This is a genomic window from Hyphomicrobium sp. (assembly GCF_009026145.1).
In the GTDB taxonomy this organism is placed as follows: Bacteria; Pseudomonadota; Alphaproteobacteria; order Rhizobiales; family Hyphomicrobiaceae; genus Hyphomicrobium_A.
In genome coordinates, this window is record NZ_WBUE01000011.1 from 98,112 (window position 1) to 108,058 (window position 9,947).

Below are 9,947 nucleotides of genomic sequence, written 5' to 3' on the forward strand. Positions count from 1 at the left end.
TTGGGTGCCGGGCGCGACTTTGAGGCCGGCCGAGGGGCCTAACGCGCAGCCTTTCCGGCGCATTCGTCGATGAGCTTGGCACGCGCATCCTTCATCTTGGCGAGCTTGCCCTGCAGCGATTCCAGCAGCTTCCTCTGGTCGTCGGTAGAGCCGCCGGCGTCGACGATCTCGGCGCGCATCTCGGCGATGCTGGCCTCGCGCTTGGCGATGGCAATGTCGTGGTCGTTGAGCACCACGGCCGTGCTCTCGCTGGGGCAATCGTAGCTCACCGCGGTCGCGGGCGAGAGGACTGCCGAGCCGATCACGAATATCGTTGCCCCTGTTAGCATACTGGAATGCACCTCCGCCCCACCATGGGGCGGCGAAGCTAGCATCCGACGCGGGCTGCCGGCTCGGGAACAGAGTGCAATTCGGCGGCGAGCTGGCGCGGGAAGCTTCCATCGCCGCCGACGACACGTGGCCGGCGGCCACCCTCGAGCCGGCTCCAGGTGCTACTCCGACGCGTCGGGCGTCATGTCGGGCACTTGGTTGGCCGAAAATAGGGCGTCGCCGGCGCGCGGAACATCGTTTGTTCCAGCGCGCCGGGACGATCGGGGTGAACCCGTTACTGGCTCAGCTTGATGCTGAGGGCAGCACGCGCCACGTCGATGTTGTCGAACGCCACGCGGTCACCCGTGTCGGCGACCGGGCCGCCGGACACTGGCGAGCTGGCGCCAAGGTCATAGCGCAGGTATTCGGCCCGCAGCGACACGCCATATGACATCATCACCTCGACGCCGCCGCCATAAGCGAGACCGTTGTCGTCGAGCCGCAGCTTGCTGGAGAAACCGGTGCTCGGCACATTCTGGGTGAATTCGAACTCCGAAAATCCCCAGCCGATCGAGCCGAACAGCAGCCAGTTGTTGATCGCCCAGCCGAGCCGGGCGCGCACGCTGGCGAGATAGTTCATATCGGTGCCCACCACCGCAGCCGGTGTGCTCGCGACGTTGATGTTCTCGCCGCCGTCGGCGAGGGTCATGGCGTCGAACTCGACGCCGAGCAGAAGCTGGGCGCTCTGCCAATTATAGCCAATCTGGCCGCCGACCACGGCGCCATTCAGATCGCTGCCCGTCAAGTTGGTGACCGTGGCGCTGCTGTCGTATGTGCCGCCCACGTCTTGCCAGGCGTAGCCGCCGTTCACACCCACGTAGAGGCCGTTCCACGGATTGGTGACCTGCGCCTGCGCCGGCGTCACAGCAAGCGTGACGGCGGCGGCGGCCAGCGATGCGGCCGCAAGATAAATCTGTCTCAAAGCTACGTACTCCCTCGCTCGATTATTCCTTCCCCTCTACGCGGGTTACGCAACGAGCGACGGCTAACACGAAGGCGGACGCATCCATTGTTGCGGGGAGGCGGTTGTGCACACGGGCGCCTAGTTTTTAAACAGCAGATGAATAACTTTCGCTCCGGGGGTACGCCAGTCATCATGCCTGTTTCCGAGATAAGGTTGCGCAAGGCGACGATCGATGATCTGGCGCTGCTGCGCGCATGGGATGAGGAGCCGCACGTCGTGGCGGCGACGGGCGCCGACAGCGGCGGCTTCGATTGGGCGTATGAGCTGCCGCGCGAGGTCGACTGGCGCGAGTTGCTGATCGCCGAGCATGCGGGGCGTCCAGTGGGCATGCTGCAGATCATCGATCCGGCGATCGAGGAGAGCCACTACTGGGGTGATGCCGCGCCGAACCAACGCGCCATCGACATCTGGCTCGGCGATGGGGCGGATCTCAGCCGCGGCTTCGGGACGCAAATGATGCGGCTCGCCATAGAGCGCTGCTTCACAGATCCGTCGGTCACCACCGTGCTCGCCGATCCACTCGCCACCAACGAGCGTGCGCGTCGCTTCTACGAGCGGCTGGGCTTCAAGCGCATCGAGCGCCGCATGTTTGGCGAGGACGATTGCTACGTCTATCGGCTGGCGCGTGACGACTGGCCGTGACCGTAGCATCCTGTGTGTTGTCGCGGTTGCCTTATCTCTGGATGGTCTCCAGATACCGTTTCAGCGCGATCACCGATCGGCGCGAGGCAGCAGCGCCGACCTTGCCGCGGCCGCCCTCGTCGCTGAACACCTTGCCCCACACGGGCATCGGGCCGCTGCCATGCGCAGCGATATTACCGCCGTAGGTGATGATCTCGACGACGCGCGGGGCCGGGAAAGCCCCGCCGGCGCGCTTGCTGATCTCGGTGAGGTCGGGCGGCGGAACGCTCAGCGTCGACGCCGCCGGACCGTTGCCGCCGGCGTCGGTCCCGTGGCAACTCGCGCAGCGGTCCTGGAACAGCGCATGCCCGAGCGCGATGGTGGCAGGTTCCAGATCTTGCGCCGCCGCGCTCATGGGGAGCGCCAGCATGGCCGCGAGCGCAGCAACGCGTAGGCGGGCGACGGAGGGGACTGAGTGCGGGGCCATGACCGACGAACCTTGCGAACGTAAAGCATCAGGCTATGGCACGAACTTCTAACGCTTGTTGAAGGCGGTGCGCTGACTTGCGTCAGATGCATGTTTTTTCAGGCTCGCAAGAAGGGGCGGAGCTTTGCCAGCAGGGCACCCGGCACCTCGTCTTGTGGCAGGTGATTGCAGCGGCCGAGCGTTGCAAGTTGGGCGTTGGGCAGAATGCGCACGAGCCGCCGCCCGGTCGCCAGCGGCACGATGCGATCGCGCCGACACCAGACGACGAGCGTCGGCTGCGTGACATAACGATAGCGCGCCCCCATGCGGGGCGTATTGCCATCGAGGATCGCCTGCACCGTGGCCATGAAGGCGTGGCGGCTGCCCCGCGTGTAATACGGCGCCGCATAGCCGCGAATGTCGGCCTCGGGGACGGCCCGGCCCGGCGCGCGCACGATGCGCAACATCACGCGCGCCAATACTTCCGGTGGGCTCAACGTCATCGCCACGTACGGTATCGCCGGTGCGCGCACGAGCTCTGCGGCGCCGGGAAAGTCTTGCTCGAGTGCCGGCGCATCGATGACGACGAGACGATGAATGCGCCCCGGTTGCTGCGCGAAGCGCAGCGCCGTGAGCAGCGCGACGGTGCCGCCGAACGAGTGGCCGATGAGCGTGACGCCGGTGAGCCCGCGCTCGGCGATGAACGCCGCGACGAGCTCCGCCTGATCGGCCGCCGAATAGCGATAGTCGAGCGGCTTGTCGGAGCGGCCGAACCCCTTGAGATCGAGCGCAATGACGCGATGATCGCGCGCCAAGGCAGGCACCACGTGGCGCCAGGTAAACGTCGAGGCACCGAGGCCGTGCAGCAGCAGCAGCGGCGGTCCCTCGCCGGTCTCTTCGGCATAGAGCACGACCGATTGCCCCGCGGCGGCAACTTCGATGCTATAGGGGGAGGCCAGCGCCTCGGGCGCGAGTGCTGGCACGCCGAAGATGAGGAGAATGGCAAGGAATGTCGTTCGCCCGCTTCCGGCCACGTGAGCTCCGAAGGCCTTTCTCGCAGGTTCGCGTGGAAAGCGGCCGGAGTGTTGCTGCCTCTTGCCTGCAACTACGATGCCTTGACCTCCTCGGCGGTAATGCGCAGGGCCTCACAAATCTGCTCGGGGGTATGCTCGCTGGTGAGAAAGAAGCGCAGCCGCGCTGCCTTCAAGGGCACGGCGGGGTAGATGATCGGCAGCACATAGATGCCGCGCGCCAGCATGCGGTCGGTGACGCGCCCCGCACTGACGATGTCGCCGACCATGACCGGGCAGATGGCATAGCCCTGGCACGTCGCGGTATCGAGGCCTAGGCGGCGCGCCTCGCTCAGGAACAGGCGGCCGTTGGCCTGCAGGCGCGCAACGCGCTCGGGCTCGGCGCGGGCGATCTTCAAGGCAGCGAGGGCGGCGGCGGCCAGCGGCGGCGACATTCCGACCGAGTAAACCTGCCCGGAGGCGCGAAAGCGCAGCACCTCGATCAGCGCCTCCGCGCCGCAGATATAGCCGCCGCAGGCGGCCAGCGCCTTGCTCAGCGTCCCCATCCAGATGTCGACCTCGCCGGGATCGACGCCGGCGGCCTCGGCGATGCCATGGCCGGTGTGCCCGAGGACGCCGAAGGCGTGCGCCTCGTCGACCATCAGCCAGGCGCCGTAGCGGCGCTTGAGGTCAATGAGTGCGCGCAGATCCGGCATGTCGCCGTCCATCGAGTAGAGACCCTCGACGACGATGAGCACATTCTTGTGGTGGGCGCGCTCGCGCTCGAGCAGGCGCTGCAGCGAAGTCAGGTCGTTGTGGCGGAAGGCGAGAACGCGGGCGCCCGACAACTTGGCGCCGACGAGAATGCTGTTGTGGGACAACTCGTCGTGGAGGATGAGATCGCCCGGCTCGGTCAGCGCAGCGATGGTCGACACGTTGGTGGCGTGCCCGCTGACGAAGGTGAGCGCTGCCTCCGTGCGGTAGTGGGCAGACAGGGCCGCCTCTAGCTCGCGGTGCAAGTCGATCTCGCCGGCGACGATGCGGCTGGCCGACACCGACGTTCCATACTGCGCGATCGCCGCCTGCGCCGCGGCCGACACGGCGGGGTGGCCGTTGAGCCCGAGATAGTCGTAGGCAGAGAAGTTGAGCAGCGTGCGGCCCTCGACCACGATGTACGGCGTGCGGCTCGGCGCGTGGCACTGGTAGAACGGATCGCTGAATTGGAAACGCGCGGCAATGGCGCGATGCTTTTGGATGCCGGTGTAGGCGGTCAGCTCGTCGAAGGATTGCGATCGGCGCGGCGCCGTCGACGCCCGCCGGCGGGGCGCCAAGCTGAGCCTGTCGCGCCAGGAACGACAGAGGACAGCGGCGTCCTGCGCCATGGCGGCGCCGGCGAGACCCATGAGCGTGAGCAAGCGTGCCAGTCTGCCGTCCCGCGCCTGGCGCAAGTCCGGCCGAACGAGATCTGTCTCACGCGCGTCCAACGCTACGACCCCAGTTCTTGCCTGTCGTGCGCGGCAAAAGCGCTGCGGCGGCAGGCCCGGGCCAATATTGGCGCACTTCGCGGCTTTGGGGGAGGATTATCTGGCTACGGATGGCATCCCGCCGGCGAGCTGACTTGTCGGGGGCATGGGCCATCGCCCGGCACGCACTAGTTGCCGGGCCGCAATTTCCAAGCGATGTCAAAAGAGCAAGGCGCGCTGCATTGGCCCGCGGCGGGAAAGCCCGGGGTGATAGACACGGGGAGCGGGGCGGTCCTGGCCCTTCTACTTGTTCGTGTGGATGCAGCCATCGCCGCCCCACCCAGGCACGAGCGCCGACCAACCGCCTTCCCCGGATCGCATCCCTGCCCGGGGCCCACCGACATTTTCGCGCCGGCGACAGTAGGTCCTAGGGCTACGCTTACGGCCCTGGCGGATTCGTGCCGGCCCATCTCCTGCAGGTCCGCCAGCGCACGTCTGCACCCCGGGTCTTCGAGTTGGGCTGGCGGGGGATTTTATGCGCGGCGGCGCGCGCGGGGATAAATTTGGCCGCTTGAGCATAAAAAGCCGCCTGTTTCACCCGGAACAGCGCACCGGCGTCCGGCACGGCATTTTCCCTCCTGAGACACGCAGACCAACTTTGGAGAGAAACAGTGACCCGCACCATTCTAGCCACTGCCGCCGCTCTCGCCGCCGCCTCGATGCTGGCCTCGGGCGCGCAAGCCTGCATTTCCTGCGAGTACGTCCCCGAGGTCGTGCGCAACTCCTCGACGCTGCCGCACACGGGCCATTACTACTCCGCGCACTCCTATAGCTCGAACAAGGCGCGCAGCGCCGTCGTGGCCAAGAGGCGCATCGCCAAGGCCGCGATCGCCGACAAGCCGGCCAAGGTCGCCAAAGTCGATAGGGACGAGAAGGCGGCGAAGGTTGCCAAGTCGGAGGCCGCCGAGCCGGTGGAGGTTGCCAAGGACGATGCTGCCGAGAAGCAGGTGGCGGCGACGCCGGCGCAGAGCGAAAGCTCCTCGATCACCGTGGCTGCCGCCAATGTGGTCGAGAAGGTCGCCAAGGCGCCGGTTGCCAAGGAAGCCGCCGCCAAGCCGACGGACTGCAAGAAGTTCTTCGCCTCTGTTGGCATGACGCTGACGGTGCCGTGCGAGTAAGCCGGCCGCGAGACGAGACGATCTGCAAAAGGAAACGCCCGCTGGGAGACCAGCGGGCGTTTTGCTTATGCGTGCCGGCGGTGCAAGGCTGGAGATCCGCCCCGCTGCAAAAGATGCCGCGAGCGTCAGCGCGATCGGTCAGATGAATGGCGGATGAACGGCGGCTTCCGATCGCGTTCAGTCGCACGCAGGCACGATGCCCCTGTCGGACAGGAGCCGATGCAAATCAGCATATGGAGGCATCGTCATGCGGACCGCTCTATGCGCCGCCCTCGGCTTATCACTTCTGGGGACATCGGCGGCCAACGCCGTAGACGTGCGCACGGCAATCTTCGAGCAGCCGCCGCGCACGCTACTGCACAAGGTGCACTCGCTGCATCAAGCCAAGCACACGCTCCGCGACCTCGGCTACTACGACATCGAGGTTGAGCGCGCGAGCCTGCCGTACAGCTTCCGCGCCTGCAAGCGCGGCGTGCGCTACCACATCCACGTCAACTACCACGGCGACCTCGTGCAGGTCGACGAGCTCGGCCGTTGCCACGACTATGACGACGACTACGACTATCGGTCGCGCTCGCGCTATCCGCGCTACGACTACTAGCGGGTTCCGTGGCGGAACGCTTTCTCGCGCGGAACCATTGAGTCTGCGAGCGTTCAGGCGCTCGCTGCAAAGGAGGAGAAGTATGAGCAAGACGGCATTACTGGCCGGCGTGTTGTGGCTCGCTGTGCCGTTGGCACCGGCGGTGGCGGGCGATGACTACGACGATCACGCCAGCGGTCATTACAGGCACTACCGCTTCCACGATCGGGCGGCCGAGGCTCACGCGCGCGCCCACGAGGACGGCTTTGACAGCCGCCGCGAGCACAGGGCATTTCATCGCGCTCTGCGCTATATGCATCACGACTTCCACGACGAGCATCCCGACACGTGGCACGATCATCAAGATTGAGGCCGGGACGCCGTGGCGCTCTTTGTGGCCTAGTCAGACGGACCGGTGCTGACGATCCACGCGGTCGACAACAGGATCATCAGCGCCACGGCGATCTCGAAGCGGATCGATCGGCGCAGCTTGGCGGCGCCGATCGTGTAGTTCTCAACGAGGAGCGGGGTCAGGCGAAGCTTGTTCCAGGCGGCGAGCGACAGCAGCACTGCAACGAGTGCGAGCTTGACGATGAAGCGCTGCTGGTAGGGCTTGTCGAGGCGCAGCTCGCCGTTGCAGAGGACGATGAGGAGCACGGCACCCGCCGCCACGAGGGCGCCGACGACCCACACCGCGCGACGACCAAAGCTGCGCGCCGTGCCGGCGACGATCTCGGGTGGCGCCCGGCGGATCGAGGCGAGCAAGGGATAAAGCGCGCCGAACCACCAGCAGACGGCGGCAAAGTGAATAAGCAACAGTGGCGCCACGGCAAGCCGGTAATGGCTGCTCACCGTATGACCTTCGAGCGCGAACGAGGCGATCATGACGATGGCGGCGGCGAGTGAAACGCCGCTCCAGCGCAGACGTGTTCCCACCAGCGCGAGGGCGGCGAGGACGCGCATGGCAGCGGCCTGGCCGACAGCGGTCTGCAGCCCCATCCAGCGCATGCCGGGCGCAAATGCGGCCGACCAGTCTCCCTCGGCGACGGCGAGTTGGAAGGCGATGTAGCGCAGCGGCTCGAGGAGGATGAGCAGCCAGCACCCGAGCAGCACCTGGCGCTCAACCGCGCGTTCGACGTGCTGGCGCGCCGACGGGAAGCTGAGCGAAAAGAGCACACCGCCGGCGGCAGCGACGGCGCCAACATAAACCAGCGCCCGCAGGATGATCGCGATGCGATCGGGCTCCATCATTTTGCCGTCTGCGTATCCGGCTTGACGGAAAATGCAAAGCCGCCCTGCATCACGTGGCCGTCCTCGGCCACCGCCGTCCACGACACCTCGTAGTTGCCTGGCGCGAGCGCCTCGACATTGACTTTGACCGCCGGAGCGAAGGTCGCCGGCAGCTCGCTCTTGAGCGCGACCTCGTGCTTGTTGGCGTCGCGCACATGCAGCATTGAGACGCGCAGCGGCGCGGAGAAGTCGATCTCGATTTCCGCCAAGCCGGCGACAACGGTGCTGCCGTCGGCGGGTTTGCTGGCCGTCATTTTCGCATGCGCCAGCGCTGCCACCGGTGCGGTTGCCATGAGCAGTGCCGCGAGCGCCGCTGCTTTAATGCGCTTCATTGTCGATACTCCCTGGGCTGCAATCCCTGGTGCGCGCACTGAAACGTCTTCGTTCGTATCCCTTAGTGTAGGAACACCTACCTGAAGGGCGGCTGAACAGGGCTTGATCCTTGTTCCTGTCAAGCTTCGCGAGCTTCGGCATACAGGTGGGATATCGCTCAGGCAACACAACGCGTAACGCTTGGACATCGAACGTGACCGCGCCGGGGCCGACCGTTGCGTAACGTGAGGCAGAGTTGATTGCGCTTGCCTAGAGTCTGCCCAATCTCGCCGCTTGCCTAGCCCCTCCACAGAGCGGGAGGGACACATGAAGACCCACGAGCAAGATGGCTTTGACGGGGGCCGTGCCGCCAGCATCAGCACCAATCCGTCCGCGCAGTCGGAGCCCGAGCCGGGCCGGCGCGTGCCGCCAGGCAAGCCACGGCGGGCGCCGGACCAGGATCATGATCCGGAACAGGATGCTCGCGCCCTCGCGGTGGCCATCCTGTGCCTGACGGAAGGCGGCGACCTTTCAGGCGACTAGCGCTGCGCCTTCCTCTGCCGAGCGTTATAGCTGCGGGCCTCGTCCTGCGAGACTTCGCCGGCGGCGACAAGCTCCTTGAGGCAGCGCGGCGACAGCTGATCCTGCACGCCGCGCATGCAGGACCTGAGCCCGGCGCTGGGCACGGCGTGGGCGCTGCAGAACGCATAGTACTCGCTGCGGCAGGCATTCTTCACCCTCTGCGTGACGACCGCCTCGGCGGTCGTCACGCAGACGGCGGCGGTTGCGAGCGCTAGCGAAGCGGAAGTGAGGATGTGCATGTGTCCCTCCACGACCGAGCGGTAACGCTCGCGGCGTCCGTCGGTTCCGCCGGCGGGCATCATCAGACGCGAGGCTGCGCGATCAACCCTTTCGCCGCGGCGGGATGGGGACAAGATTGTCTGCTATCGGCCAGCAGCGGACATGCAGTATTGCGGACCCGTCACTGCTCTCCGTGGCCGCTTCATCCCATAAGCGGAGTTCGCGAGTTCCATCTCGATGAGCGCATCCTCGCATTGATGCGCACAAATCTGCACAAATCTCCCTCTTCTGCCTGCCACCAATTTGGTTACGTTGGCGCTCAGTGCGGCGCAAGAAGCACTCGCCTTTGGCGGCATCAATTTCATGACTGAGGAGTGAGCGATGCCATTAAGTTCCGATGTGGCGGAGCGAGAGAGACGAATAGCGCGTTTGCGTGAGATCAAAGCCGATCTGGCGATATCCGGCGGTCAGACTTCCGCGTGGGATGAATTGGTCGATATGTTCCATTCGACAGCGGACTTGCTCGAGGCGGCAGCCAAGGAGATGGCGTGCAACTACGCCGAGCGCCCGCCATCGTTTCCCGATGCACTCGAGCTTCGAATGCAGAACCTCATGGTACATCTGGCGACCACGCGAAGGCTCTCGGCAAGCCTAGGGTCGCTGTATCGATCGTTGACTCCGAGCCAGCGGATGCGTGCCGACCGGCTCCTGCCGACCCTATACGCCGAGTGTGGGTGGCTAGGGCGCCCGACGGAAACGCAACCGCGCGGATCAACGCGCGCCGGCGCAAACCTCAAGATAGACGGGCGGGAGCGGTCGCCTCTCGCCGCTTGATACATCTGAAGTCTGAGCTGGCAGCCCCCAAGAGCTGCCGCTCACATGGGAGCCCGCCC

General features: G+C 65.9%; 14 protein-coding genes. 6 read left to right on the forward strand and 8 right to left on the reverse strand.

Annotated elements, in window-relative coordinates:
- Window positions 1–38: 38 nt before the first annotated feature.
- Both F9K20_RS10855 and F9K20_RS10860 read right to left on the reverse strand, forming a co-directional pair.
- Window positions 39–329 carry a hypothetical protein gene (locus F9K20_RS10855; RefSeq protein ID WP_291001152.1) on the reverse strand — a complete coding sequence of 97 codons (291 nt, stop codon included), beginning with the start codon at window positions 327–329 and terminating at the stop codon, window positions 39–41.
- A gap of 275 nt (window positions 330–604) precedes the next feature.
- Window positions 605–1,291 carry an outer membrane beta-barrel protein gene (locus F9K20_RS10860; RefSeq protein ID WP_291001155.1) on the reverse strand — a complete coding sequence of 229 codons (687 nt, stop codon included), beginning with the start codon at window positions 1,289–1,291 and terminating at the stop codon, window positions 605–607.
- 174 nt (window positions 1,292–1,465) lie between these two features.
- On the opposite strand from F9K20_RS10860, the gene F9K20_RS10865 reads away from it, so the two are divergent.
- On the forward strand, window positions 1,466–1,975 hold the full coding sequence (locus tag F9K20_RS10865; RefSeq protein ID WP_291001158.1) for a GNAT family N-acetyltransferase: 510 nt from the start codon (window positions 1,466–1,468) through the stop codon (window positions 1,973–1,975).
- A gap of 31 nt (window positions 1,976–2,006) precedes the next feature.
- Here the strand turns inward: F9K20_RS10865 and F9K20_RS10870 are convergent, their stop codons facing one another.
- From F9K20_RS10870 to F9K20_RS10880, 3 genes are all read right to left on the reverse strand, one after another.
- Complete coding sequence (locus F9K20_RS10870) at window positions 2,007–2,441, reverse strand: cytochrome c (RefSeq protein ID WP_291001160.1); 435 nt, start codon at window positions 2,439–2,441, stop codon at window positions 2,007–2,009.
- 98 nt (window positions 2,442–2,539) lie between these two features.
- Complete coding sequence (locus F9K20_RS10875) at window positions 2,540–3,454, reverse strand: alpha/beta hydrolase (RefSeq protein WP_291001162.1); 915 nt, start codon at window positions 3,452–3,454, stop codon at window positions 2,540–2,542.
- 71 nt (window positions 3,455–3,525) lie between these two features.
- Window positions 3,526–4,845, reverse strand: a complete 1,320-nt coding sequence (locus F9K20_RS10880; protein ID WP_291001165.1) for an aminotransferase class I/II-fold pyridoxal phosphate-dependent enzyme — start codon at window positions 4,843–4,845, stop codon at window positions 3,526–3,528.
- 719 nt (window positions 4,846–5,564) lie between these two features.
- Here F9K20_RS10880 and F9K20_RS10885 point away from each other — a divergent pair.
- From F9K20_RS10885 to F9K20_RS10895, 3 genes are all read left to right on the forward strand, one after another.
- Complete coding sequence (locus tag F9K20_RS10885) at window positions 5,565–6,071, forward strand: hypothetical protein (RefSeq protein ID WP_291001168.1); 507 nt, start codon at window positions 5,565–5,567, stop codon at window positions 6,069–6,071.
- 247 nt (window positions 6,072–6,318) lie between these two features.
- Window positions 6,319–6,672, forward strand: a complete 354-nt coding sequence (locus F9K20_RS10890; protein WP_291001170.1) for a hypothetical protein — start codon at window positions 6,319–6,321, stop codon at window positions 6,670–6,672.
- An 82-nt stretch (window positions 6,673–6,754) separates the two neighbouring features.
- Window positions 6,755–7,021 carry a hypothetical protein gene (locus F9K20_RS10895; protein WP_291001172.1) on the forward strand — a complete coding sequence of 89 codons (267 nt, stop codon included), beginning with the start codon at window positions 6,755–6,757 and terminating at the stop codon, window positions 7,019–7,021.
- 29 nt (window positions 7,022–7,050) lie between these two features.
- Here the strand turns inward: F9K20_RS10895 and F9K20_RS10900 are convergent, their stop codons facing one another.
- Together F9K20_RS10900 and F9K20_RS10905 are read right to left on the reverse strand one after the other, a co-directional pair.
- A complete protein-coding gene (locus F9K20_RS10900) occupies window positions 7,051–7,902 on the reverse strand; it encodes a CopD family protein (protein ID WP_291001175.1) in 852 nt (283 codons plus the stop codon).
- On the reverse strand, window positions 7,899–8,273 hold the full coding sequence (locus tag F9K20_RS10905) for a copper resistance protein CopC (protein ID WP_291001178.1): 375 nt from the start codon (window positions 8,271–8,273) through the stop codon (window positions 7,899–7,901). The genes F9K20_RS10900 and F9K20_RS10905 overlap by 4 nt, the downstream gene beginning before the upstream one ends.
- 307 nt (window positions 8,274–8,580) lie before the next feature.
- Here F9K20_RS10905 and F9K20_RS10910 point away from each other — a divergent pair, with 307 nt between their 5' ends.
- Window positions 8,581–8,796 (forward strand): hypothetical protein, encoded by a 216-nt coding sequence (locus F9K20_RS10910; protein WP_291001181.1) that lies wholly within the window; start codon window positions 8,581–8,583, stop codon window positions 8,794–8,796.
- Here the strand turns inward: F9K20_RS10910 and F9K20_RS10915 are convergent.
- Window positions 8,793–9,074, reverse strand: a complete 282-nt coding sequence (locus F9K20_RS10915; RefSeq protein ID WP_291001184.1) for a hypothetical protein — start codon at window positions 9,072–9,074, stop codon at window positions 8,793–8,795. The two genes, F9K20_RS10910 and F9K20_RS10915, sit on opposite strands and share 4 nt — an antisense overlap.
- A 361-nt stretch (window positions 9,075–9,435) precedes the next feature.
- Between F9K20_RS10915 and F9K20_RS21300 the strand changes: the two genes are divergently transcribed.
- Complete coding sequence (locus F9K20_RS21300; protein ID WP_367238240.1) at window positions 9,436–9,888, forward strand: Spy/CpxP family protein refolding chaperone; 453 nt, start codon at window positions 9,436–9,438, stop codon at window positions 9,886–9,888.
- Window positions 9,889–9,947 lie beyond the last annotated feature (59 nt).

Excerpts from the sequence above, each read along its gene's own strand:
- F9K20_RS21300 (WP_367238240.1), top strand. The coding sequence starts at position 9,436 with ATGCCATTAAGTTCCGATGTGGCGGAGCGAGAGAGACGAATAGCGCGT.
- F9K20_RS10910 (WP_291001181.1), top strand. The coding sequence starts at position 8,581 with ATGAAGACCCACGAGCAAGATGGCTTTGACGGGGGCCGTGCCGCCAGC.
- F9K20_RS10895 (WP_291001172.1), top strand. The coding sequence starts at position 6,755 with ATGAGCAAGACGGCATTACTGGCCGGCGTGTTGTGGCTCGCTGTGCCG.
- F9K20_RS10915 (WP_291001184.1), bottom strand. The coding sequence starts at position 9,074 with ATGCACATCCTCACTTCCGCTTCGCTAGCGCTCGCAACCGCCGCCGTC.
- F9K20_RS10855 (WP_291001152.1), bottom strand. The coding sequence starts at position 329 with ATGCTAACAGGGGCAACGATATTCGTGATCGGCTCGGCAGTCCTCTCG.
- F9K20_RS10905 (WP_291001178.1), bottom strand. The coding sequence starts at position 8,273 with ATGAAGCGCATTAAAGCAGCGGCGCTCGCGGCACTGCTCATGGCAACC.
- F9K20_RS10865 (WP_291001158.1), top strand. The coding sequence starts at position 1,466 with ATGCCTGTTTCCGAGATAAGGTTGCGCAAGGCGACGATCGATGATCTG.
- F9K20_RS10890 (WP_291001170.1), top strand. The coding sequence starts at position 6,319 with ATGCGGACCGCTCTATGCGCCGCCCTCGGCTTATCACTTCTGGGGACA.
- F9K20_RS10870 (WP_291001160.1), bottom strand. The coding sequence starts at position 2,441 with ATGGCCCCGCACTCAGTCCCCTCCGTCGCCCGCCTACGCGTTGCTGCG.
- F9K20_RS10900 (WP_291001175.1), bottom strand. The coding sequence starts at position 7,902 with ATGATGGAGCCCGATCGCATCGCGATCATCCTGCGGGCGCTGGTTTAT.